Source organism: Pseudarthrobacter sp. NIBRBAC000502771 (assembly GCF_006517215.1).
GTDB lineage: Bacteria > Actinomycetota > Actinomycetes > Actinomycetales > Micrococcaceae > Arthrobacter > Arthrobacter niigatensis.
Map to the genome: position 1 here is coordinate 2,144,068 of NZ_CP041187.1, position 22,493 is coordinate 2,166,560.

A 22,493-nucleotide genomic window follows, 5' to 3' on the forward strand; every position below is an offset into this window, starting at 1 on the left:
GCGGCTACCGCCTGTGGACGTCCCGCCGGCGTGCGGCAAACGCAAACAGCGACGTTGTGGCCACGGTGGCCAGGTAGCCCGCGATCACGATCAGGGAGATGCCGGCCCAGAAGTAGTTGGTGGTGCTGGATTCCTGCCAAGGGCTCGGTGCGATCCGGATCAGCGAATAGACCGCCACACCGGCTGAGGCCAGTCCGATCAGCACCGGCAGCGTGAGCCAGATCCGCGCAGAGCCGATATGGTCACCGAACCCGTCCCACTCGTTCCACGACCCGCGCCGGAGGATCAGCCAGCCCGCCGGAATCATGAAGGCGCCCACCAGCAGGAACGCGGCCACCACGTCGGCCGGCCGGTGCCACTGGTTGATCAGCGTGGACACCCCGGACGCGATGGCGAAGGAGCCGCCAATGAAGCCGGCCATCGGGCGCCAGCGGGGTGAGGCCATGAGGAACACCGCCGCCGCAGCGGACGCGGCCAGGGTGGTGTGGCCGGAGGGCAGCGAGTTCAGCTCCAAAGTCAGTACCCCCTTGTCCGGGCGCGGCGGCAGCAGGTCCTTGAGCACCTGGGTGGCAACGTTCGCCCCGATGCACGCTGCCACGGCAATCCCGGCTTCAACCCAGTGCCGCCGGATTACGGTGACAAACAGGACCACGACGGCGGCCATCACCAGTGAAATGGTGGGCAGCCAGTCGAGGAACTGGGTGGCGGCCTTGCCGGCAGGTCCGTGGATCTGTACCGCTTCCACCAGCGCGGACTCATCAATGAACTGGCCCGTGGTGGTCTGGACAAAGAAGTAGTAGGTGGCAAGCAGCCCGGCGACGCACGCCACAGTGGACAGCACGAACAGGAACGCCGAGCCCGGGGCAGGCCGGGCCGGAGTCCTGGTGGAGAGTTGCCGTGAAGAAGTCATCGCCATTAACCCTGACACAAAAAGCTGGAAGGCCGCTCAGGCGGAAGGCCTGACCGGGTCCAGCCGGGGAATGGCAGCGGCAGCCACCAGCAGTGCCAGCGCGCCAAGCCCGAACGGCAGGGCCGATGCCGTGGCGATGGCCCCCACCAGCAGGGGTCCGCCGGCATCCCCGAGTTCGCGCCCCAGCTCTGCCGAGCCCATGGTCCGGCCCATCCGCTCCGGCGGCGTGGTGTCCGCCAGGTGCGCGAACCCCAGCGGGGTGGCCACGCCGATCCCGCACCCGATCAGCGCCGCCGCGAGGAAGATGGTGACCACTCCCGGAGTCGTCGCCACCAAAGCGATGCCCGCGGCAACCAGGAGCAGGCCCGTCGTCGTGCCCTTGTTGTCGCTGACGGCGTGCCGGTCCCGCAGCCTTCCGATCCACGGCTGCGTCAGCACCGAGCCCAGAGCCACCACGCTCACCGCGGCCGTTCCGGCGAACGCATCAAGCCCGTGGCGGGTGGCCAGCGCGGGGAGGAAGCCGACGGCGGCACCGAGCGCCCCGGTCGACGCGGCAAGCACCAGGGTGGGGACCAGGAAACGGCGCTCGCCCACCTGCCGCGCCAGGTCCATCACCGTATACCGCTTCCGCGGCAGGGGTGCCAGATGCGGCACCGAGAGCAGCACCCACACGGCCGTGGCCGCCGCCAGCGCGGACAGGGCGCCGAAGAGCAAGGGGAAACCGCCGGCCAGGATCAGCCCGGCGCCCAGCGGCGGCCCAATGATGTAGCCCAGGCTCTTCCAGGACCCGTACCGGCCAAAGTAGGTTCCGGCTTTTCCGCCGCGGGCCATCCTTGCCACCATGGCGGACGACGACGGGGAGAACGCCGAGGCCGCCGCGCCTTGTCCCAGCCGGGCGAGGGCAAGGAGCAGCGGGTCAGCTGCGCCGAGGCCAATCAGGGACAGCGCGGCGAAGGCGAACAGCCCGCCGACAATGACGGGCTTGGCGCCAATGCGGTCGCTCAGGGCGCCGAACACGGGTTTCAGGAAGACCTCGGCCACGTCGTAGAGGGCCAGGAGGATGCCGAGGTTAAGCAGGGTCAGGCCGATGTTTTCGCTCTCCGCGCCCAAAGCCGCTGCGATGCTGTGGGCTCCGAAAGCCGTGACGAATCCCGCAGCGTAGAGTGGCGCCGTTGCCTGGCGGGTGGCCTGCGCGCCTGGCGGGGAACTGTCGGAGCTCATAGCTGGGACTTTAGTACCTTCACAAAGTTGTGAAAACTTCGAAGACTTGAACCATGAACACCGTTGTCCAGACAGTGAAGCTGCACAAACACTTCGGCCAGGTCCGGGCCCTCGATGGATTGGACCTGGACGTCCAACGGGGGGAAATCCACGGCTTCCTCGGCCCGAACGGCGCCGGGAAATCCACCACGCTCCGCGTCCTCCTGGGCCTGGCCAAGGCCACCTCCGGGTCCGCCATCGTCCTGGGGCTTGAGCCGTGGACCCAGGCCGTGGAACTGCACCGCCGCCTGGCCTACGTTCCCGGTGACGTCCGGCTCTGGCCCAACCTGTCCGGCGGCGAAACCATCGACCTGCTCTCCCGGCTTCGCGGCGGCACCACCGACGCTGCCGCCTACCACCGCCGGAAGGACCGCCTGTGCCAGGTCTTCGACTTCGACCCGGCCAAGAAGGGACGCGCGTATTCCAAGGGCAACCGGCAGAAAGTCGCGCTGATCGCCGCACTGGCGACCGAAGCCGAGCTCTACCTCCTGGACGAGCCCACCAGCGGCCTTGACCCGCTCATGGAGGAAGTGTTCCGGCGGGAGCTGCTGGCCGCCGTCGAACGTGGTGCCACCGTGCTCCTGTCCAGCCACATCCTCTCCGAGGTGGAGGTGCTCTGCCAACGTGTGAGCATCATCCGTGCCGGCAGGATTGTCGACGGCGGCACGCTGGACTCCCTGCGGCACCTCACCAGGTCAGAGGTTTCCTTCGCCGCGGACGGCCTGGACGCTGAGGCCCTGGCCCGGCTGGGTGCGGTGCATGACCTGGCATACGACGCCGGGCGGATCAGGTTCACCGCCGATTCGGACCGGATCGCCGAGGTACTGCCCGCGCTGGGCGCCTTGGGCGTACAGGGCCTGACGATCGTTCCGCCGTCGCTCGAAGAGCTGTTCCTGCGGCACTACGGCGACGCCCCCGCGGACGAAGGCACCCCCGCCGGCGCCTCCGGCGAAGACCAGCACGGTTCCCGTCGGCACCTGCTCGGCGCGAGGGGGCGGGGCTGACATGGGCGTCCTCCTGGTCCTCTGGGGCCAGCGGCTGCGCCGGGACCGCTGGCAACTGGTCAGCTGGGTGGTGGCCATCGGGGCATTCGCGCTGTTCGCGGCCGCAGCCGTCACCCAGACCTACGGCAATGCAGCCAGCCGCACCGAGATCCTGCAAGTGGCGATCGCCACGCCCGCCATCCTGATGCTGCGCGGCCTTCCCCGCGGAGCGGACCAGGGAGCCTTCACGTTCTTCCTGATCTACGCCTTCCTTGCCCTGCTGGCCGGCCTGATGAGTACCTTCCTCGCCGTGCGCCACACGCGGGCGGACGAGGAGACCGGCGCCGCCGAACTCATCGCCGCCACGCCGGCAGGCCGGCTGCTGCCCTACACCGCCACCCTGCTCCACGGCACCACGGCCAACATCCTGGTGGCCCTCGCGGTCTTTGCCGGGTTCGCCGCCCAGGGCCTGGACCCACAGGGTTCCCTGACCGCCGGAGCCGCAACGGGCGCCGTCGGCCTCGCCTTCCTGGGCATGGGTCTGCTCGTGGCCCAGTTCATGGGGACCTCACGCGGGGCCAACGGCGCCTCGGCCGCGCTGGTGGTCCTGGCCTACGTGGTGCGCGGGATCGGCGACGCCACCGGAACGCCGGGGGCGGACGGGACCACCATGACCGAAGGCGCGGCCAGCTGGTTCTCACCCATCGGCTGGGGCCAGCAGACCTTCGCCTACTCAGGGAACCGCACCTGGCCGCTGCTGCTGGTCGTTTCACTCGGCGTGGCCTGCCTCGCCGCGGCGTGGCTGATCCTGGGCGCGCGCGACGCCGGCGCGAGTGTCTGGGATACGCGGCCGGGACGGCCCGGCGCCCGGGCCTCGCTGCGGAGCCCGGCGGCCCTGGCCCTCCGCCTGCAGTCAGGATCGATCATCGGGTGGGGGCTCAGCGGCCTGGCCCTGGGGCTGCTGGCGGGGTCGCTGGGGAAGGCGATTGCCGCCGTCGACACCCCTGACACGAACATCACCGCGGTGCTGCGGGCCATGCTCCAGTCGCAGGGGACCTCACTGACCCAGCTCATGGTCTCCGTGCTGTTCATGATGGCCGGGGTCCTTGCGGCAGCATGCGCACTGCAGGCGGTGATCAGGCTGCGGCAGGAGGAAGCAGCCGGGACCGCCGAACTGCTGCTGTCCGCTCCGGTGGGGCGGGTCCGGTGGCTTGCCGGGTACCTGCTGCTGGGCGCGGCCGCCGTGGTGCTGGTGGTAGGCCTCGCCGCGGTCGGGGCGTGGGCCACGCTCACCGGCACCGGGGACGGGTCCATGCCGGCCGATGCCCTCTGGCAGACCGCCGTGGCCCAGCTGCCGGCGGCCCTGATATACCTCGCGGTGCCCGCCCTGGTGTTTGTCCTGTGGCCTGCCGCCACCGTCGCCGCCAGTTGGGGGCTGCTGGCCCTGGGCGTGATGCTGGGTATTTTCGGCGGCATGCTGGGCATCGACCAAAGCCTGCGCGACCTGTCCCCGTTCACCCACACGCCCGTGCCGCGCGGTGACGCGACTGATTGGAGCGGAGCGTGGTGGATGCTGGCCATTGCCGCGGTGGCCGGGGCGCTGGCTGTCGCGGTGATGCGGCGGCGGGAGGTGGGGTCGGCATGAGCGCCGATGCCGAGGTGGCCGCTCTGGACGAGCTGACGGGCGGCGCTGGTGCGGGTGCCCCTGGTGTGGACGCCACCGCCGCTGCGGCCGAACGGACGGCCGCCGCGTTCGCCGCGGCGGGGTTCCCCAAGATGCCCGCCCGGACGCTGTTGGCGCTGGTGTCCTCGGAACAGGGCAGCCTTACCGCGGCAGAACTGTCGGAACGGCTGGGGGCCAGTGCGGCGGCGGTCTCCGGCGCCGTGCGCTACCTGCAGACGGTGGGCTTCGTGCACCGGATCTCGCAGCCGGGCAGCCGCCGCGACCTGTACGCGCTGCATGAAGACGAGTGGTACGTGGTGTCCATGCGGAACAGCCCGGTTTACGACAAGCTTGCGGCACTGACGGATGCCACCGCCGAAACGCTCCCGGAAGGATCCCCGGCACGGGCACGCGTGGCGGACATGGCGCGGTTCTACCGGTTCCTCAACTCACGGATGCCGGCCCTGCTGGACGACTGGGAGCATGAGCGGGAGGCGGCGCCGTGACCATCATCGACAACGCGGTATATGTGAACGGGCTCCGCACCGAGGACCCCGAAGACCTCGACGAGACGTACTTCCTGCTCCGGCAGCGCGAGGGGATGGCCTGGATCGGCCTCTACCGGCCCGACCCTGAGGAACTGCAGTCCGTAGGCGAGGAATTCGACCTCAATGCCCTGGCCGTCGAGGACGCGCTCGCCGGCCACCAGCGGGCCAAGCTGGAGCACTACGGCGAGTGCTTGTTCCTGGTACTGCGGCCCGCAAGGTACCGGGACGACGTGGAGAAGGTCGATTTCGGCGAAATCCACGTCTTCGTGGGCGATGAGTACGTTGTCACCGTCCGTCACGCAGAGTCCCCGGACCTGGCCAAAGTCCGCCGCCGCATGGAGGCCATGCCGGAGTTCCTGGCCCTGGGCCCCGACGCGGTGCTCTACGGAATCCTGGACCAGGTGGTGGACGAATACGAGCCCGTGGTGGCCGGCCTGGAGAACGACATCGACGAAATCGAGGACGACCTCTTCGGGGCCGATCCCGACGTGTCCCGCAGGATCTACGAGCTGTCCCGCCAGGTCATCACCTTCCAGCGGGCCACCAGCCCGCTCGCCGGGATCCTGCAGGCCCTGATGGCCGGAACTCCGGACCGCGACCAGGCAACAGAACTCCGGGACCACTACCGGGATGTCCTGGACCATGTCATCCGGCTCAACGAACGCGTTGCCTCCTTCCGCGCCCTGCTGCAGAACGCCCTGGCCGTCAACGCCGCCCTGGTGGCCCAGCGCCAGAACGATGAAATGCAGCGCATGACCGAGTCCAGCTTTGAACAGAACGAACAGGTCAAACGCATCTCCTCCTGGGCTGCCATCCTGTTCGCTCCCACCCTGGTGGCATCCATTTACGGCATGAACTTCACCAACATGCCCGAACTGGCCTGGACCTACGGCTACCCTTATGCGCTGGGCCTGATGGTGGCCATGGGCCTGGTCCTTTACCTGGCGTTCAAGCACAACAAATGGATCTGAACCACGCGGCCCGCCGCGTACAGTAAGCGGCATGCCCAACCCCGGTTTTCCGCCTTCCCCCCATGGCACGCCCCGGCCAGTTCCGCCCCTCGACGGATTGCTTGCGGACGCCCACGTGGTCACCCTGCCCATGAGGGTGAAGTTCCGCGGCATCATGCAACGCGAATCCCTCCTGCTGCGCGGTCCAGTGGGCTGGGGCGAGTTCTGCCCCTTCCCGGAGTACGGCGACGCCGAGGCCTCGCGCTGGCTGGCCGCGGCCATCGAGGCGGGATGGCAGGGGTTCCCGGACCCGGTGCGGACGTCGGTGCCGGTCAACGCCACGGTGCCCGCCGTCGCCGCGGACCGGGTACCGGATGTGCTGGCACGGTTCGGCCGGGTGGACGCCGTCAAGGTCAAGGTGGCGGAGCGGGGGCAGTCACTGGACGACGACGTATCCCGGCTGCGTGCCGTGCGCGCCGCTTTGCCGGACGCCGCCATCCGCGTGGATGCCAATGGCGGCTGGGACGTGCCCGGCGCCGTGGAGGCGTTGACCCGGCTGGCGCCCGTTGGGCTGGAGTACGCCGAGCAGCCGGTGCCTTCCATCGAGGGCCTTGCGGAAGTCCGGAGGCGGTTGCAGGAGGCCGGGACGCCGGTGCTGATCGCGGCGGATGAGAGCGTCCGGAAGGAAACCGATCCCCTCCGGGTGGCACGGGCGGGCGCGGCGGACCTGATCGTGGTCAAGGTGGCGCCGCTCGGGGGAGTGCGGCGCGCCCTGGACATCGTGGCACAGGCCGGACTCCCCGCCGTCGTCAGCTCCGCCCTTGACACCTCCGTTGGCATCCGCGCCGGGCTGGCGCTGGCCGCCGCGCTGCCCGACCTGCCCTACGCCTGCGGCCTGGGCACCGTGTCGCTTTTTGAATCCGACGTCGCCCTGGATCCCCTGGTGGCCGACGACGGCGCCATCCGCCTCCGCGACGTGGCCGCCGACGCCGGGCTGCTGGAAAGGTTTGCGGCTCCCGCGGACCGGCGGGACTGGTGGCTGGACCGGCTCCGCCGTGTCCACGCCCTCCTCACCCCAGCGACTGCTGAGTAAGCTGCCGTTTTCACGCCCCAAATGGCAGTTAGCCGGACGTGGATGTCGCTGCAGGGAGCGTCCTGCGGGTGATTGCCGGAGGGTTGCGGGGCTCCTATCATGGTTCCACCGGTTCCTCCCTGCACCGAACAGGGACGTTACTTAAGGTCGCGAGTGCCATGGTGAAGATACCTTTCAGGCATCAGGCGGATGAATCGAAAAAGCGGGAAAACTCCGGGGAGCATCACCGGCTGCACCTGGCGGAATGGCTGAGGCGGGAGGACGAGGGCATCGAGCGTGCCTCCAGCAGTATCTTCCTCAGCAGCCATGACCGGCCCCTTGCCCCGCAACGGACCTGCATCCAGGGGCACGAGATCCTGCCGGGGGAGGACCACTGCTCGCACGGGCATCCCGTGGGTTGAGGAAGACGGCCACCAATCGGGGAGTGGTGTTTCCTCATTTGGCCGGCGCGCACAGCCGGTCGAGGGCCTCGTTGAGGGTTGACTCGATTTGGCCGACCAGGAGTTCGCGCATGTTCTGGGTGGACTCATCCTCCAGCTCTGTCGGAAGCGGCGGGGTGGTGACGGTCATCGCGGCCTGGTAGCGCCCGTCGCTGCTGCTGACCGCCACAGTCTGATAATCCCAGAAGAGCCCCCTGCCCGCGTAGCGCGGCTGGGGCGAGCAGCCATCTGCGTGTTCCCAGAGGCCCAACCCGTACGGCGAGAAGACGGTCTTCGCCGTCATCGCGCCCAACGACGCGGCGGAGATTGCCCGGCCCTGGAAAAGGGCCGCCATGAAGTGGTTCATGTCCTCCACTGTCGACACGGCGCCCACGGCCGGCGAACCGGCACTGAAGATGTTGTCAGTGGTATCGATCCGCTCACCCCGGAGGGTCACATAGCCGTGGAGAAGCCCGGATTCGAGCGGGTCGAGGTGGTCCAGGGTGGTGCTCTTCAAGCCAAGCGGACCAAAGATCTCCTCACGCATGACGGTGGTGAAGGGCTTATGCCGCAGTTCCTGGATCAGCAGGCCGAGTGCGAGGTAGTTCGTGTTCGAGTACCTAAAGGAGCCGACGCTGGACCCATCCCACGGGAGGGTGCCGGCCAGCTGCAAACCCCGCTCCATCGTCATCGTTCGGGAAACACTTGGGCGGAAGTCGACGTCGCGCGGCAACGCATCGTTGGCCTCCGGCATGCCAGACGTGTGGCTGAGCAGCTGTCTCACCGTGATGGGGCCCGGAGGCTTGAGTGCTGTGAAGCCGGGGATAACATCGTTTACGGGGTCGTCCAGGCCGATGAGGTGGTCGTCCACGAGTTTGAGTACTGCCACGGCCGTCATCGTTTTGGTGACGCTGGCGATCTGCACACGGTCGGTGGGCTGTGCCGGGGTCCTCGTTTCAAGGTCGCGCATGCCAAAGGCCTTGGACCACTCACCTTCCGGCCATTTGACCTGCACGACGGTGGCCACCGCGCCGTCGTTCATGAACAGCTTCACCTGGTTTTCAAGGGAACCGAACGGGTTGGGGGAGCTTGGGGAGGGGACGGGCTCGTCCGGGGTGTAGGTGCAGCCGGTCACGGCGAGGACGGCGGCGAAGACCGCCCGCCGCCAAGCAGGTCTGTTCGTGCTCATGCCGGGGCATCCGCTCTGGACAGGGTGACGTGTTTGGGCCGCCTGCAGCGCCGTGTCCGGCCAAACCTCTGATGGCGCCGTCCGCCCAGCACTCCAATTTTAAGTCCCCCCACCGCCAGCGGGAAGCAGCCGTTGGATGTTCAGCCAACCCACGGAACGGGGCTGTACCACCTGCATTGACGGATGAAACGTTCCTGCAGGTCACGGGCGGTTAACCCTGGCTTCATCAAATGGATGGGTTTCCTTAGGAAGCGGCTGGAAGGGTGATCGGGCACCCCAAGGACATTCCTTCGAAAGGTTCCCCATGTCTGAAACTGCCCGCAAGTTCACCCTGCTGCCCATGCTCGGCCATACCAAGGGCAAGCGCAGCCCTGTCACCTGTGCGCTCAAGTGCGACAACGCCTGCGCCGGCGACGTCAGCAACACCAGCTCCAACAGCTACTTCCGCGACATCGCCTCCGCCACCATGTCCCGCCGCGCCGCCCTGGGCCTTGGCGCCGCCGGAGCGCTCGCCGTCGCCCTCGGTTCCGCCGTAAGCTCCGCCGAGCCTGCCTCCGCCGCGGGCCTGTCCAAGGCCGCCAAGGAAGGCTTCGGCAACTCCAAGCTGCAGTTCACCGCCATCAAGCCCGTGGACAAAGCGGTTGACGCCTTCACCGTGCCGGAGGGCTTCACCTGGCAGCCGATCATCCGCTGGGGCGACCCGCTGTTCAACGATTCCCCCGAGTTCGACCTGAACAACCAGACCGCCGCTGCCCAGGCCCGCCAGTTCGGCTACAACAACGACTACACGGACATCGTGGAAATCCCGGGCAGCAAGGGCCGCCGCGCAGTGCTGTTCACCAACCACGAGTACACCAACGAAAACATCATGGTCCCGGCCGGCTACGACCCGGTGGAAACCCGAGCCATCGGCCGCGCCGCGCACGGCCTGGCCGTGGTGGAACTCGAGCGCAAGAACACCACCAAGCCGTGGAGCTACGTCAAGGGCGCCCCGCTGAACCGCCGCTACCTTTCGGACACCACCTACGAACTGACCGGCCCCGTTGCCGGCTCGTCGCTGGTGAAGACCGTGGCCGATCCGTCCGGCCGCGCCATTAAGGGCACGTTCGGCAACTGCTCCGGCGGCACCACCCCCTGGGGCACCATCCTTTCCGGCGAGGAAAACTTCAACGGCTACTTCGTCTCCGCCGGCACGTCGGCCAGCGACAAGCGTTACGGCCTCACCGCCAAGCCCACCGCCCGCACGTGGGAACTGGACGACCCCCGCTTCGACACCCGCAATGCCGGCTACGAGAACGAGGCCAACCGCTTCGGCTGGATCGTGGAAGTCGACCCGTTCGACCCCACCTCCACCCCGAAGAAGCGCTCCGCGATGGGCCGCTTCAAGCATGAGGGCGCCAACGTGATTGTGGCCGAATCCGGCCATGTAGTTGCCTACATGGGCGACGACGAGAAGTTCGACTACCTCTACAAGTTTGTCTCCAAGGGCAAGTACGTCGAAGGCGACCGCAGGAACAACATGAACCTGCTCTCCGAAGGCGACCTCTACGTCGCCAAGTTCACCGGAAACTCGCCGGCCGCCGAAATTACAGGCACCGGTGTGGTCCCCTCCGACGGCGCATTCGACGGCACCGGCGAATGGCTGCCGCTGGTGGTCGGCGGCAAGTCCGCAGTCCCCGGCATGTCCGTCGAGGAGGTCCTGGTGTACACCCGCCTGGCCGCGGACAAGGTGGGCCCCACCAAGATGGACCGCTGCGAGGACGTCCAGCCCAGCCTGCACACCGGCAAGGTGTACGTGGTCTGCACCAACAACTCGGACCGCGGCACCGGCACCAAGGAAGGCGCCACGGAGGTCAACCCGCGCACGCAGAACCGCGACGGGCACATCGTGGAAATCACCGAGACCGGTGACCAGACCTCCACCCTGTTCAACTGGACCCTCCTGATGGTCTGCGGCGATCCGGCGCAGGGCGATGTCACCTACTTCTCCGGCTACCCGGCGGACAAAGTCTCGCCCATCTCCTGCCCGGACAACGTGGCCTTCGACTCCGTGGGCAACCTCTGGATTTCCACCGACGGCGCCCCCTCCGGCATCGGCTACAACGACGGCCTCTTCAAGGTCACCCTGGACGGCGCCGAGCGCGGCAGGGTGGAGCAGTTCCTTTCCGTTCCCCGCGACGCCGAAACCTGCGGCCCGGTCATCCACGACGACGAGCGCACCGTGTTCGTTTCCGTGCAGCACCCGGGCGAGGAAGGCACTTTCGAGGCGCCGCACTCCTTCTTCCCGGACTACGTCCCGGCAGGCACGACGCCGGCCCCCGGCCAGGTGCGCGCGCCCCGTCCCGCAGTGGTCCAGGTGTTCCGCGGCTAACGGCCTGCCCACCACGGACGCGCCATCACCTTTCGGCGCTTTTTCCCGGACGCCCCATCACCTTTCGGCCCGCTGCGGCAGGAGGTGATGGGGCGTTTCGGCTTTAGGGGCAGGAGGTGATGGGGCGTTTCGGGTTTACGGGAAGGGCAGTGCGATGCCCCCTCGATGTGATGCTTGACACGTGTTAGGCCGGTCATTTACAGTTCCTAACACGTGTTAGGAAGGAAAAGGATATGACCGGAGCCATAGACGGGCAGCTGCGGGACATCACCCGCCGTACTGCCTTGGGTGCCCTCGGCGCGGGAATCATCGGAGCAACTGTGGCGTCGTGGCCGCGGCTCTCCGGAACGGATATACCGGGCCGCGGAGACAACAGCCTCAGCATCGCCATCATGGGCACCGCCGCGGACGCCGCCGCCCGCCAGCGTGCCATCGACGCATTCACCCGCCTCCACCCGGATATCCGGGTCAAGGTCCAGGCCATCCAGGCCGTTGACTGGAAGGACTTCTTCACCAAGATCCTCACCATGGTGGCCGCCGGAACCCCGCCGGACGTGGTGTACGTGGCCACCGAGGGCGCCCAGCTGTTCGCCGAAAAGCTTGCCCACCCGCTGGACGAGTACATCCGCCGCGACGCCGTGGACATGCGCGAGTTCTTCGAGGACGTCCACCCCAGCCTGGTGGAAGCCTTCATGTACAAGGGCAGCCTGTACCAGCTCCCCATGGACTGGAATGCGGCCAACATGTACTACAACACCGCCGCCTTCGCGCAGGCAGGCCTGGACCGGCCCGCGGACGACTGGACCCACATGGATTTCCGCAACAGCCTCGCCGCGATGCGCAAGGCCCGGACCTCTGACTTCACGCCCTACTACTGGACCAACCGGCTCTTCGGCGGGGTGGTGCCGTGGCTTTACGCCAACGACACCAGCTTCCTCAAGGAAACCAGGTCCGCGGGCGGCGACTGGCTGTGGGACGGCTTCTACGCCAACGATCCCTCCCGGAGCCTCCGCTCCGGCGGGTACCAGTGGCTGGAACCGAACGCCAACGACGACCGCGTGTTTGAGTCCTTCGACTACCTCCGGGGCCTGGTCAAAGACGGCCTGGGCGTCCGGCCGGAAGAAGGCGGCGGCAGTTCGCTCGTCGGGCTGTTCGCGTCCAACCGCATCGGGACGACGCCGGCCGGCGGCTACTGGGTGCAGGGACTGCACGAAGCCGGCATGGGCGCAAACGACTTTGACGTCCAGTTCTTCCCGCGCTGGAAAACCCAGCGCCACCAGTTCGGCACCGCCGGCTACGCGATCATGAAGACCGCCAAGGACAAGGACGCCGCCTGGGAATGGATCAAGTTCAGCTCCAGCCGCGAGGCCATGGAACTGATCTTCCCCAACCCGATCACCACTCCGGCGCGCCGTTCCATAGTCAACGAGCAGCTGTACGCCGGCAAGGGTCCCGCCCACTGGAAGGTCTTCTACGACACCCTGGACCGGTTCCCCACCACGGGCCCCATCCCGGCCCCACCCCAGCAGGCCGCCGTCGAAACGGCCCTGATGAAGAACGTTTCCCTTGCCGTCAGCGGGGACGAGCAGCAGCTCAAGCAGGCCCTCGCATCCATGCAGCGCGACCTTGAACTTGCCCTGAGGAGGCAGTCATGAGCACCACCACCCCGCCCCGGGAACGGCCCAAGCGGGCGGCCGGCCGGGCAAGTACGACGACGGCCCGCACGTCCGGCACCAGCGGCACCGGCGGTGGCAGCACCACCGGCGGCCGCAGCGCAGCCAGGCACAACCAGCGCTGGCTGGCCTGGATCTTCCTGGCACCCACCATCCTGGGCATGGGCCTCTTCACTTTGATCCCCATCGTGGCTTCGGTTGTCCTGGCCTTCTTCCGCTGGGACATCATTTCGGCACCAACCTTCGTGGGCTTCGACAACTTCTCGGAAGTGGTCCAGGACCCCACCGTGCGGGTTTCCTTCCTGAATACCATCGTGTTCGTGGTGGTGGCCGTGGCACTCCAGCTGGGACTCGCCCTGGCACTGGCGGTCATGGTGCAGGAGAAGATGCCGGCATGGCTGCGGGTGTTCTTCCGGTCCGCGTTCTTCTTCCCGCTGATCCTGTCCGCCGCCTCGGTGTCCATCTTCATGCGGTACCTCTTCAACGAACAGTTCGGCGTGGTCAACTGGTTCCTGTCCCTGGTGGGCATCCCCGCCGTGCCCTGGCTGACCACCCCCGGCGGATCGGCCGCCGTCGTGATCCTGGTGTACGTCTGGCAGAACTTCGGCTTCAGCTTCCTCCTGTTCATCGGCGGACTGGCCTCCATTCCGGTCGAGACATACGAGGCAGCCGCGATTGACGGCGCCACCGGCTGGCGCAAGCACCTCCACGTGACGCTGCCGCTGCTGAGCCCCACCACCCTGGTCGCGTCGGTCATGGCCATCATCAGCGCCCTGCAGGTCTTCGACCAGCCCTACGTCCTGACCCGAGGCGGCCCCGGTGACTCCACCCGCACCGCCGTCATGGTGATTTTCGAATCAGCCTTCCAGCGGCTCGAATTCGGCCAGGCGTCCGCCATCGGCGTGCTGCTCACGCTGATCATCATGGCCATCACGGCCGCGCAGTTCCGGCTCAGCAAACGATTCGTCTTCTACCAGTGAGGCCAGCCATGACAACCACAACTGACCACGGCCTTGCCGGACATTCCCCCCGGCTCTCCGAAGGCCTCCCCGTCACCACGCCCAACCGGAAGAAGTTCAATTGGAGCTTCGCGGTCCGGATCCTCCTGCTGCTGCTCGCCGCCGCGCTGACGCTCGGTCCGGTGCTCTGGACCCTGTCCACGTCGCTGCGGTCGCCGTCGGAATCCTTCAAGCTGCCGCCGTCGTTCATACCCTGGAACCCGGATTTCACCTCCTACGGGGAAGTGTTCAAGCAGCTGAATATTTTCCTGCTGGTCCTCAACAGCGCCCTGGTCACCGGCGTGATCGCGGTAGGCCAGATGGTCTCCGCCGCCTTGGCCGGCTACGCGTTCGCGCACCTGAAATTCCGCGGGCGCGGGGCGCTGTTCTCGATCGTGCTGGCCACAATGATGGTGCCCGTACAGGTGACGATCGTCCCCGTCTTCATGCTGATCCGCGGCATGGGCCTGTCCGATACCCTGCTCGCTCTGATCCTGCCGGCCATCCCGACGGCGTTCGGCACGTTCCTGATGCGCCAGTACTTCATGGGGCTGCCGGCCGAACTAGCCGAAGCCGCCTCGATCGACGGCGCCAGCCCGTGGCGGACATTCCGTTCCGTGTACGCGCCGCTTGCGATGCCCGGCATGGCGATCGTGGGAATCCTGGCATTCAACTTCCACTGGAATGAGTTCTTCCGCCCGCTGATCCTCACCATTTCCGAACAGAACTTCACCCTTCCGCTGGGCCTGGTCTCACTGCAGGGCAACCTGGGCACCGGAAGCATCTCGGTGGTCCTGGCAGGCGTGGTCCTGTCCATGATTCCCGCGCTGGTGGTCTTTATCTTCGGCCAACGCGCCCTGCAGGACGGCCTCACGGCCGGAACCGGCAAGTAAACCTCCCTCCCTCAAGCCCGAAAGGCCGTTCCATGACCTCCCCGGACCTCGCTGCCGTCCACCCCTGCACCGTCACCTTCGACGACGTAGCCGCCGCCCACCCCGATCCCGCTTTCCCCCGCTTCCACCCGCGCCCCGCGCAGGGCTGGATCAACGATCCCAATGGCATCAGCTTCATCAACGGCCGGTACCACGTGTTCTTCCAGTACAACCCGGACTCGGCCCGGCACCACAGGATCGCCTGGGGACACGTGAGCTCGGCGGACCTGGTCCGCTGGGAGGAGCACCCGGTGGCGCTCCGCCCGCAGGACGGCGGTCCGGACGAGTACGGCTGCTGGACAGGGGTGGTGACGGACGACGACGGTGTTCCCACCGCTGCGTACTCCGGCGTCCGCAGCGACGGGGGCCACTCCCAGGTGGTCATCGCCCGCGGCTCGGAGGACCTTGTCTGCTGGGAGCAGGCAGGCCACGTTGCCGCCACCATGCCAGCCGACGGATTGGTCATCGCGGTGCGGGACCCCTTCATTTTCCGCTTCAACGGCAGGCGCTACGCGATGCAGGGCGCAGGACTGGCCAACGGGCACGCCGCGCTGCTGCTCTATACCGTGGATGATTTGTCCGACTGGAAGTACCAGGGCATCTGGCTGACCTCCGAGAACCCGGTGGCCGGCACATTCACCCCGGCGGAGATCTGGGAATGCCCGCAGCTGGTGCAGGTGCCCGACACCGGCGCCCCTGGCGGGGGCACCTGGCTGATGATGTTCTCGCTCTGGCTCGCCGGCGACTCCCACGAACACGCCAACGGGGTGGGCCACCTGATCGGATCGCTGGCGGAAGACCCTTCCACAGGGCTGCCCGTGTTCACGCCGCGGACCGGTGGAAAGTCCGACCTGGGCCGCGACTTCTACGCCCCGCAAGTGGTGTCCCTGGAGAACCGGGCCCTGTTGTGGGGCTGGGCCAACGAAGGTCCGGGGCGGGACGGGCGCCGCGGCCGCAGCCAGGAAGAGATCGACGCCGCCGGGTGGGCGGGGGTCCTGACCTTCCCGCGCGAGCTTTCGATAGTGGACGGTTCCCTTGCGGTCAGCCCCGCCCCGGAAGTGGGTGCCTACCGCGGAGGGCTGCGCACCGGCCGGGCATCCGGGACGGTGTCGTTGCCGGCCTTCGCCGAGGCTGTGGTGAGGGCAGGCGGGGAGGGCCTGGTGGAACTGCTCCTGGTGGGGAACGGAAGCCGGCAGGTGGTCTTCAGCGGCAGCGTCGACGCAGGGGAGGAACTGCGGGTGTTCGTGGACGCCTCCCTGGTGGAGGTGTACCGTACAGGCTCGGTGGCCACCACACTGCGTGCCTACCCGGCAGCGGGTGAGGAGTGGCAACTGAGCCTTCCCGCTGGGGCAACTGCGGACGTGTGGAGCTTGGCCAGGCCCGCGTAGCCCGCTCCGAACCCGTCAGGTGGGTCCCGGCCGGCGCCGCGTTCAGCGTCCGGCCGGGACCGGGCCGGTGGACTCCCTGACCACCAGCCGGCAAGGGACCAACGTCTCCCGCGCGGCGCCGGAGACGGCGGCCGCAGCCGGGCCGCCGTCGTCGGACGTTCTTTCGGGCACCGACCCCACCTCGGCGAGCAGCGACGCCATGGCTGCCGCACCCATTTCCCGGAGCGGCAGGGCCATGGTGCTCAGCGCCGGAACCATGGCCTTGGCGATGCGGAATTCGTCGTCGTATCCCATCACGGACACGTCCTGCGGGACGCTCAGGCCCAGGCGGTAGCAGGCCAGCACCACTCCGATGGCCAGGCGGTCGTTGGCGCACAGGATGGCGGTGGGCCGGGCGGCCGGTTCCACCCCTTCGAGGAGCTTCATGGCGCCATGGAAGCCGGCGTCGATGTCCCAGCCCACCTGGATGACGCGGTCCTGGGTGACAGGCATCCCCGCGCCGCTGAAGGCGTCGCGGAAACCCTCGATCCGGCGGGGCGCCGCGGGGGTCAGGGAATCGCCGGCGAGGAACGCGATGTCCCGGTGGCCCAAGGACATTACGTGCTCCGCGGCTTCCCGTCCGCCGCGCACTTCGTCAGGAATCACGGCCGGAAGCCCTGCCTCCGGCCGGTCATCGAAGCAGTTGGCAAGGATCGACGGGACACGCGCCATGTTTGCGGGCACGTGCAACGGCCGCAGCCCCACGGTCACGTACATGAGGCCGTCCACCTGGCGGTCCAGCAGGGTTTCCACGGCGCTCTCGTCGCGGGACTCGTCCAGTTCGGTATCCATGACCACCGTCACGAAGCCATGTTCCCGGGCCACCGCATCCGCGCCGGCAATGATGTTGCCGTCGAACGGGCTGGTGACCACCTGGTCGGACACGATTCCGATGATGCGCGACTGCTGGTTGCGCAGGCTCAGGGCGATTTTGTTGGGGGAGTAGTTGAGCGCCGCCGCTGCCTCCCGGATCCGCTGCTGGCTTTCGAGCGCCACGTTTCCGTCGCCGCGGCCGTTCAGTACCAGCGACACGGCACTGCGCGAAACGCCTGCCAGCTTGGCGACGTCGAGGGCGGTGGCCTTGCGCTTCATTGGCGTCCTTCGGGTGCTGGGGTCTGTTGCTTGGGTGCAGTTTACCTAACTCGTGTGAGCTTCCGCTCGCTCCCAACGCCCCATCACCTTTAGCCCCCTTTTCGGCAACGCCCCATCACCTCCCGCCCCCTTTTCGGCAACGCCCCATCACCTTTCGGGCCTATGAAGGCAGGAGGTGATGGGGCGTGTGGTGGATTGGGGCAGGAGGTGATGGGGCGTGTGGTGGATTGGGGCAGGAGGTGATGGGGCGTGTGGTGGATTGGGGCAGGAGGTGATGGGGCGTTGGAGGGTGGCAGACTGGTTTGGTGACTTCGTTGAACGAACCAGCCCCGGACACCCCTGGGCTGGGCAGCCCTGATGCCCCCGACGCTGAGCTAAGCGCGCTCGCTGCGGCGAGGATCGCCGTCGACGTCCTGCTCGACGGCGGCGTGCGGCACGTGGTGGTATCGCCGGGTTCGCGGTCGGCCCCCATGGCATACGCCCTCGCCGAAGCCTCTGCCGCGGGCCGGGTGGACCTGTTGGTCCGGATCGATGAGCGCTCGGCAGGCTTCACCGCACTTGGCCTGGCCCTGTCCAGCGGCTCACCCGCGGCCGTCCTCACCACGTCCGGGACCGCCGTCGGAAACCTGATGCCCGCCGTGATGGAAGCCAACCACGCCGCCGTCCCGCTGATTGTCCTGTCGGCAGACCGGCCGGATGAGCTCCGCGGAACCGGAGCCAACCAGACCACCGTGCAGCCGGACCTCTTTGGCGAGCACGTCCGGTTCGCCGCCGACGTTCGGGCCGGCAGCAACCCCAAGCGGGCCATCCAGACCGGACTCTCAGCGGCAACTGGCGCATTCCCGGACTTTCCGCCGGGCCCGGTCCAGCTCAACCTCGCGTTCCGCGACCCGCTGGTTCCCGCCCCTGACGAGGGGCTCCCCGGGGCCGTTGAGCGGCAGCGTTATCGGGTAGGATCCGAGCCGCTGGTCATGAACCTGCCGCCGGCCCCGGACACCCTGCCGGAGCGGCGAACGGTGGTGCTCGCAGGGCACGACGCCGGTCCGGTTGCCGAAGCATTCGCCCGCGCCCACAACCTGCCGCTGCTCGCAGAGCCCTCCTCCAACTCCCGCTTTGGGCCCAACGCCGTAGGCCCGTACCGGCTGCTGCTGGAACATTTCCGGGCCGGTTCCGCGCAGCCTATCGAGCGCGTGGTGCTGTTCGGCCGGCCCACGCTGTCCCGCCCCGTGGCGGCGCTGCTGGCCAGTCCCGACGTCGAATCCGCCCTGTACCAGCCCGTCCCGGTGGCCTGGTACGAGCCGGGACGGCGCACCGAGCTCCCACTGGAGAACCTCACGGACCTCGCCGGGTTCGCCGGCCGCGGTGCCTCCGATTGGCTGGACACGTGGCTCCTGGCTGGATCGGCCGCGCAGCACGCGCTGGACAGGGTGGTTTTAACGGAGGCCGCCGCTACCGGGCCGTCCGTGGCCGCGCTGGTCTGGAAACACTCACGCGGCCAGCTGCTGCTCGGTTCCTCCAACGGCATCCGCGACGTTGACCTCGCCGGACTTCCCGGCGCGGATCCGGCCGCCACCGTGTACGCCAACCGGGGCCTGGCAGGCATCGACGGCACCATCTCCACCGCCACGGGCATCGCCCTCGGCGGACGGCAGCAGACCACCGTCCTGCTGGGCGACGTGACCTTCCTGCACGACGTGGGCGGGCTCCTCCTCGGCGCCGGTGAAGAACAGCCGGACCTGCGGATCGTGGTCCTGAACGATTCCGGCGGCGCCATCTTCAGCCTGCTCGAGCACGGGGGAGTGGAGGAGGGCGGCCTCTATGGAGACGCCGTAGAGCGCCTCTTCGGCACCCCGCACTCCGTGGACATCGCGGCACTCGCCGCAGCGTACGGCGTCGGGCATTCCCTGGTGAGTACGACGGCGGGACTCGCCGAGGCGCTGGACCGGCCAGTACAGGGGCGCAGCATCGTGGAGGTCCGCACGGACCGCCGGGCGCTGCGGGAGCTCCACGTCCGGATCAAGGAAGCAGTCTCCGCCGCCGTTGAGGCTGTGCTGGCGGGGCAGTAGCTTTCGACGCGCACAATCCGCTGTGGCACGGAAATGCCCTGTCGCTGCCGGAATACCGGTAGCGACAGGGCCTTTGAGCGTCGGAAGTGTGGAACGGGGTCAGAGCACGCGGCCCAGGAACTCCTTGGTGCGCGCGTGCTGCGGGTTGGCGATGATCTCGCGGGGATCGCCCGATTCCACTACCACACCGCCGTCCATGAAGGTCAGCGTGTCGCCCACCTCGCGGGCGAAGCCGATCTCGTGGGTCACCACGATCATGGTCATGCCGGACTTGGCCAGGTCCTTCATCACGTTCAGGACATCGCCCACCAGCTCCGGGTCCAGTGCCGAGGTGGGCTCGTCGAACAACATGAGTTCCGGGTCCATGGCCAGGGCCCGGGCGATGGCAACGCGCTGCTGCTGGCCGCCCGAGAGCTGCGACGGGTAGTGGCCTGAGCGGTCCGCCAGCCCCACCCGGTCCAGCAGCTCAAGCGCACGCTTCTGGGCGGTAGCCTTGGACTGGCCCTTGACATGCACCGGCGCTTCCATGACGTTCTGCAGCGCGGTCTTGTGCGGGAACAGGTTGAACCGCTGGAACACCATGCCGATTTCGCGGCGCTGGGCGGCGATTTCCTTGGTCTTGAGGTCGTGGAGCTTGCCGTTGACCTCACGGTAGCCAATCAGCTGGCCACCTACGGAAATCCGCCCGGCGCTGATGCTCTCAAGGAGGTTCACGCAGCGCAGCATGGTGGACTTGCCGGAACCCGAGGGCCCGATCACCACCGATACTTCGCCCTGGTTGACGGTCATGTCGATGCCCCGGAGAACATGGTGGTGCCCGTAGTACTTGTGGAGGCCCTCGATCTTGACCAGCGGCTTCTCTGCTGTGACGGTCATCGTGCACTCTCCTCGGGGAAGTCCGTTTCCATCGACCGTCCGCCGTCCTGGCTCAGGGCCACGCGGGCCGACTTGGCCACCGGCTTGCCCGCCGGCGCGAGATTGTCGACGCCCTTGCCGTAGTACGCCTCAATGTAGTGCTGGCCCACCATCAGGATGCTGGTGATCACCAGGTACCAAATCGCGGCCACGATCAGCAACGGAACCGGAAGGTAGGTCCGGTTGGCCAGGGCGTTGGTGGCGAAGGTGAGGTCCAGGGTGAACGGCACGGCCAGGACCAGCGAGGTGGTCTTCAGCATGCCGATGGTTTCGTTGCCCGTGGGCGGAACAATGACGCGCATGGCCTGCGGCAGGATGATCCGCCACATGATCTTTGTCTTGCCCATGCCCAATGCCTCGGCCGCCTCCATTTGCCCGCGGTCAACGGACTTCAGGCCCGCGCGGAAAATTTCCGCGAGGTAGGCCGATTCGTTCAGGCCAAGGCCCAGGATGGCTGCCACGGTGGCGTTGATGACTGCCGCGGTGTCCAGGCTGAAGAGCTCGGGTCCGAACGGCACGCCCGCGCTGATCTTGGGGTACAGAACCGAAATCAGGCCCCACAGCACCAGCTGCGTGTAGACGGGTGTTCCACGGAAGAACCACACCCACACCCAGCTGGACCAGCGGAACACGGGATTGTCGGACTGGCGCATGAACGCCAGCAGGATGGCCAGGACGATGGCCAGGACCATGGAAGTGACCGTCAGCAGAAGCGTCCAGCCCACGCCCTGGACCACCTTGACGTCCAGGATGTAGGTGCCCACCACATCCCAGCGGAAGTTGGGGTTGGTAAACAGGCTCTGCAGGAACAGAACCACCAGCGCCAGGATGATGAAAGCGCTGATCCAGCGGCCCGGGTGCCGCACCGGCACCGCTTTGTTCAGTACCGGTGCGTCGTCCTTATGCTGGCCGTCCATGTGCACACCTGACTTGTCGTCGGTAACGCGAAAACTCAAGACTTAACCGCCGGGTTGACCTCGGACTTGGTGATGGCACCTTCGGAGTTGCCCCAGCCGTCCAGGATCTTCTTGTAGGAGCCGTCTTGCATCAGCTTGGTGACGGTCTTCTGGATGACCTCTGCCCAGGCGGTATCGGCCTTGGCCACGGCGATGCCCTGCGGAGCGGAATCGTAGACGTCGCCCAGCTTCTCCAGCTGGCCGTTGGTCTGGGTCAGCGCGTAGCCGATGATGGGGGAGTCCGCAGCCATCGCATCGATGCTGCCGTTCACCAGGCGGGTGGTGACATCGGTCTGGTTCTTCAGGGTGACGATGTCAATGGGCTTCTTGCCGTCAGCCACGCACTTCTTGTTGCGGTCGGCCAGGTCCGGATCTTCCTGGACGGTGCCGGTCTGCACACCGATGGACTTGCCGCACACGTCGTCCAGGGAGAACTTGCTGGGGTTGCCCTTCTTCACGGCCCAGGCGGTCCCTGCGTTGAAGTAGCTGACCATGTTCACGGCGCCCAGGCGCTCCGGGTTGATGGTGAACGAGGAGATGCCCAGATCGTACTTGGGGCCGAGGGCCGGAAGGATGCCGGTGAATTCCGCGGTCTGGACCTGGACCTTGAGGCCGAGGGTGGCGCCGATGGCCTTGGCGATGTCCACGTCGTAGCCGACTGGTGTCTGGCCGTCCGAACCGAGGAATTCGGCCGGGGCGTAGCTGGTGTCGGAGCCAACCGTGATGGTGCCCTTGGACTTGATGGCGTCCGGGACCATGGCGGCCAGGGCGTCGTCCTTCTTGACGGTGGCGGGATCAAAGCTGGCGCTGGCGCTGCCCGAGGAGGTGGCCGCGCTGGAGGGACCCGTTTCCGAGGCGTTGGTGCATGCTGAGAGGGCCAGGGCGCTGATGGCGATCATAGTGGCGGCGGTCAGCTTGGAGGTGCCCAGGAGGGTACGGGGAGTCTGCATTTCTTACCTTTTGTTGCAGGGGCTATGAGGTACTAACGCGGCTTATAGTGTAACGCTCAACAAGAGAGGTACGTCACACGCAACTAAGTTTCACTATT

General features: G+C 67.4%; 19 protein-coding genes. 12 read left to right on the plus strand and 7 right to left on the minus strand.

Translation table 11 applies throughout. The features are described from left to right. Positions 1-4: 4 nt before the first annotated feature. Both NIBR502771_RS10040 and NIBR502771_RS10045 read right to left on the minus strand, forming a co-directional pair. A complete protein-coding gene (locus NIBR502771_RS10040; RefSeq protein WP_141159630.1) occupies positions 5-910 on the minus strand; it encodes a phosphatase PAP2 family protein in 906 nt (301 codons plus the stop codon). A gap of 36 nt (positions 911-946) precedes the next feature. Next, complete coding sequence (locus NIBR502771_RS10045; protein WP_141159631.1) at positions 947-2,131, minus strand: MFS transporter; 1,185 nt, start codon at positions 2,129-2,131, stop codon at positions 947-949. Between the two features lie 53 nt (positions 2,132-2,184). Here NIBR502771_RS10045 and NIBR502771_RS10050 point away from each other — a divergent pair, with 53 nt between their 5' ends. The 6 genes from NIBR502771_RS10050 to NIBR502771_RS10075 all read left to right on the plus strand — a co-directional run bounded on the left by NIBR502771_RS10050 (position 2,185) and on the right by NIBR502771_RS10075 (position 7,808). Further along, positions 2,185-3,174, plus strand: a complete 990-nt coding sequence (locus NIBR502771_RS10050; protein ID WP_141159632.1) for an ABC transporter ATP-binding protein — start codon at positions 2,185-2,187, stop codon at positions 3,172-3,174. A gap of 1 nt (position 3,175) precedes the next feature. Then, the gene (locus NIBR502771_RS10055; RefSeq protein ID WP_246839871.1) at positions 3,176-4,798 is read left to right on the plus strand and encodes an ABC transporter permease; all 1,623 of its coding nucleotides are present in this window, start codon (positions 3,176-3,178) and stop codon (positions 4,796-4,798) included. Further along, positions 4,795-5,322, plus strand: coding sequence for a GbsR/MarR family transcriptional regulator (locus NIBR502771_RS10060; RefSeq protein WP_246839872.1), 528 nt, complete (start codon positions 4,795-4,797; stop codon positions 5,320-5,322). The genes NIBR502771_RS10055 and NIBR502771_RS10060 overlap by 4 nt, the downstream gene beginning before the upstream one ends. Then, positions 5,319-6,335 (plus strand): magnesium/cobalt transporter CorA, encoded by a 1,017-nt coding sequence (gene corA / locus NIBR502771_RS10065; protein ID WP_141159633.1) that lies wholly within the window; start codon positions 5,319-5,321, stop codon positions 6,333-6,335. Before NIBR502771_RS10060 ends, corA begins: the two co-directional genes overlap by 4 nt. A 31-nt stretch (positions 6,336-6,366) precedes the next feature. After that, complete coding sequence (locus NIBR502771_RS10070) at positions 6,367-7,407, plus strand: o-succinylbenzoate synthase (protein ID WP_141159634.1); 1,041 nt, start codon at positions 6,367-6,369, stop codon at positions 7,405-7,407. Positions 7,408-7,565: 158 nt separating this feature from the next. Further along, on the plus strand, positions 7,566-7,808 hold the full coding sequence (locus tag NIBR502771_RS10075; protein ID WP_018768635.1) for a hypothetical protein: 243 nt from the start codon (positions 7,566-7,568) through the stop codon (positions 7,806-7,808). 34 nt (positions 7,809-7,842) lie between these two features. On the opposite strand, the gene NIBR502771_RS10080 is transcribed toward NIBR502771_RS10075, so the two are convergent. Then, the gene (locus NIBR502771_RS10080; RefSeq protein WP_141159635.1) at positions 7,843-9,015 is read right to left on the minus strand and encodes a serine hydrolase; all 1,173 of its coding nucleotides are present in this window, start codon (positions 9,013-9,015) and stop codon (positions 7,843-7,845) included. Positions 9,016-9,319: 304 nt separating this feature from the next. Here NIBR502771_RS10080 and NIBR502771_RS10085 point away from each other — a divergent pair, with 304 nt between their 5' ends. From NIBR502771_RS10085 to NIBR502771_RS10105, 5 genes are all read left to right on the plus strand, one after another. Next, the gene (locus NIBR502771_RS10085) at positions 9,320-11,386 is read left to right on the plus strand and encodes a PhoX family phosphatase (RefSeq protein WP_141159636.1); all 2,067 of its coding nucleotides are present in this window, start codon (positions 9,320-9,322) and stop codon (positions 11,384-11,386) included. Positions 11,387-11,619: 233 nt separating this feature from the next. Beyond that, positions 11,620-13,041 (plus strand): extracellular solute-binding protein, encoded by a 1,422-nt coding sequence (locus tag NIBR502771_RS10090; protein WP_141159637.1) that lies wholly within the window; start codon positions 11,620-11,622, stop codon positions 13,039-13,041. After that, the gene (locus NIBR502771_RS10095; protein WP_141159638.1) at positions 13,038-14,039 is read left to right on the plus strand and encodes a carbohydrate ABC transporter permease; all 1,002 of its coding nucleotides are present in this window, start codon (positions 13,038-13,040) and stop codon (positions 14,037-14,039) included. Before NIBR502771_RS10090 ends, NIBR502771_RS10095 begins: the two co-directional genes overlap by 4 nt. 8 nt (positions 14,040-14,047) lie before the next feature. Beyond that, complete coding sequence (locus tag NIBR502771_RS10100) at positions 14,048-14,950, plus strand: carbohydrate ABC transporter permease (RefSeq protein ID WP_141159639.1); 903 nt, start codon at positions 14,048-14,050, stop codon at positions 14,948-14,950. 32 nt (positions 14,951-14,982) lie between these two features. Beyond that, entirely contained in the window at positions 14,983-16,377 is a 1,395-nt protein-coding gene (locus tag NIBR502771_RS10105) for a glycoside hydrolase family 32 protein (RefSeq protein ID WP_141159640.1), read from the plus strand. A gap of 42 nt (positions 16,378-16,419) precedes the next feature. On the opposite strand, the gene NIBR502771_RS10110 is transcribed toward NIBR502771_RS10105, so the two are convergent. Then, positions 16,420-17,508, minus strand: coding sequence for a LacI family DNA-binding transcriptional regulator (locus NIBR502771_RS10110; RefSeq protein WP_141159641.1), 1,089 nt, complete (start codon positions 17,506-17,508; stop codon positions 16,420-16,422). A gap of 314 nt (positions 17,509-17,822) precedes the next feature. Between NIBR502771_RS10110 and menD the strand changes: the two genes are divergently transcribed. Further along, entirely contained in the window at positions 17,823-19,574 is a 1,752-nt protein-coding gene (menD, locus tag NIBR502771_RS10115; protein ID WP_246839897.1) for a 2-succinyl-5-enolpyruvyl-6-hydroxy-3-cyclohexene-1-carboxylic-acid synthase, read from the plus strand. 99 nt (positions 19,575-19,673) lie between these two features. Here menD and NIBR502771_RS10120 read toward each other — a convergent pair whose 3' ends face one another. Genes NIBR502771_RS10120 through NIBR502771_RS10130 form a run of 3 tightly spaced genes read right to left on the minus strand, consistent with a single transcriptional unit; the run spans position 19,674 to position 22,395 of the window. Beyond that, positions 19,674-20,450 carry an amino acid ABC transporter ATP-binding protein gene (locus tag NIBR502771_RS10120; protein ID WP_141159643.1) on the minus strand — a complete coding sequence of 259 codons (777 nt, stop codon included), beginning with the start codon at positions 20,448-20,450 and terminating at the stop codon, positions 19,674-19,676. Next, a complete protein-coding gene (locus NIBR502771_RS10125; RefSeq protein ID WP_141159644.1) occupies positions 20,447-21,406 on the minus strand; it encodes an amino acid ABC transporter permease in 960 nt (319 codons plus the stop codon). Before NIBR502771_RS10125 ends, NIBR502771_RS10120 begins: the two co-directional genes overlap by 4 nt. A 35-nt stretch (positions 21,407-21,441) precedes the next feature. Then, a complete protein-coding gene (locus NIBR502771_RS10130) occupies positions 21,442-22,395 on the minus strand; it encodes an ABC transporter substrate-binding protein (protein WP_141159645.1) in 954 nt (317 codons plus the stop codon). Positions 22,396-22,493: the final 98 nt, after the last annotated feature.

Coding starts and splice junctions, on each gene's coding strand:
- NIBR502771_RS10075 (WP_018768635.1), top strand. CDS start 7,566: ATGGTGAAGATACCTTTCAGGCATCAGGCGGATGAATCGAAAAAGCGG.
- NIBR502771_RS10120 (WP_141159643.1), bottom strand. CDS start 20,450: ATGACCGTCACAGCAGAGAAGCCGCTGGTCAAGATCGAGGGCCTCCAC.
- NIBR502771_RS10125 (WP_141159644.1), bottom strand. CDS start 21,406: ATGGACGGCCAGCATAAGGACGACGCACCGGTACTGAACAAAGCGGTG.
- NIBR502771_RS10095 (WP_141159638.1), top strand. CDS start 13,038: ATGAGCACCACCACCCCGCCCCGGGAACGGCCCAAGCGGGCGGCCGGC.
- NIBR502771_RS10130 (WP_141159645.1), bottom strand. CDS start 22,395: ATGCAGACTCCCCGTACCCTCCTGGGCACCTCCAAGCTGACCGCCGCC.
- NIBR502771_RS10045 (WP_141159631.1), bottom strand. CDS start 2,131: ATGAGCTCCGACAGTTCCCCGCCAGGCGCGCAGGCCACCCGCCAGGCA.
- NIBR502771_RS10100 (WP_141159639.1), top strand. CDS start 14,048: ATGACAACCACAACTGACCACGGCCTTGCCGGACATTCCCCCCGGCTC.
- NIBR502771_RS10050 (WP_141159632.1), top strand. CDS start 2,185: ATGAACACCGTTGTCCAGACAGTGAAGCTGCACAAACACTTCGGCCAG.
- NIBR502771_RS10055 (WP_246839871.1), top strand. CDS start 3,176: ATGGGCGTCCTCCTGGTCCTCTGGGGCCAGCGGCTGCGCCGGGACCGC.
- NIBR502771_RS10070 (WP_141159634.1), top strand. CDS start 6,367: ATGCCCAACCCCGGTTTTCCGCCTTCCCCCCATGGCACGCCCCGGCCA.
- NIBR502771_RS10060 (WP_246839872.1), top strand. CDS start 4,795: ATGAGCGCCGATGCCGAGGTGGCCGCTCTGGACGAGCTGACGGGCGGC.
- NIBR502771_RS10105 (WP_141159640.1), top strand. CDS start 14,983: ATGACCTCCCCGGACCTCGCTGCCGTCCACCCCTGCACCGTCACCTTC.
- NIBR502771_RS10090 (WP_141159637.1), top strand. CDS start 11,620: ATGACCGGAGCCATAGACGGGCAGCTGCGGGACATCACCCGCCGTACT.
- NIBR502771_RS10085 (WP_141159636.1), top strand. CDS start 9,320: ATGTCTGAAACTGCCCGCAAGTTCACCCTGCTGCCCATGCTCGGCCAT.
- NIBR502771_RS10040 (WP_141159630.1), bottom strand. CDS start 910: ATGACTTCTTCACGGCAACTCTCCACCAGGACTCCGGCCCGGCCTGCC.
- NIBR502771_RS10110 (WP_141159641.1), bottom strand. CDS start 17,508: ATGAAGCGCAAGGCCACCGCCCTCGACGTCGCCAAGCTGGCAGGCGTT.
- NIBR502771_RS10080 (WP_141159635.1), bottom strand. CDS start 9,015: ATGAGCACGAACAGACCTGCTTGGCGGCGGGCGGTCTTCGCCGCCGTC.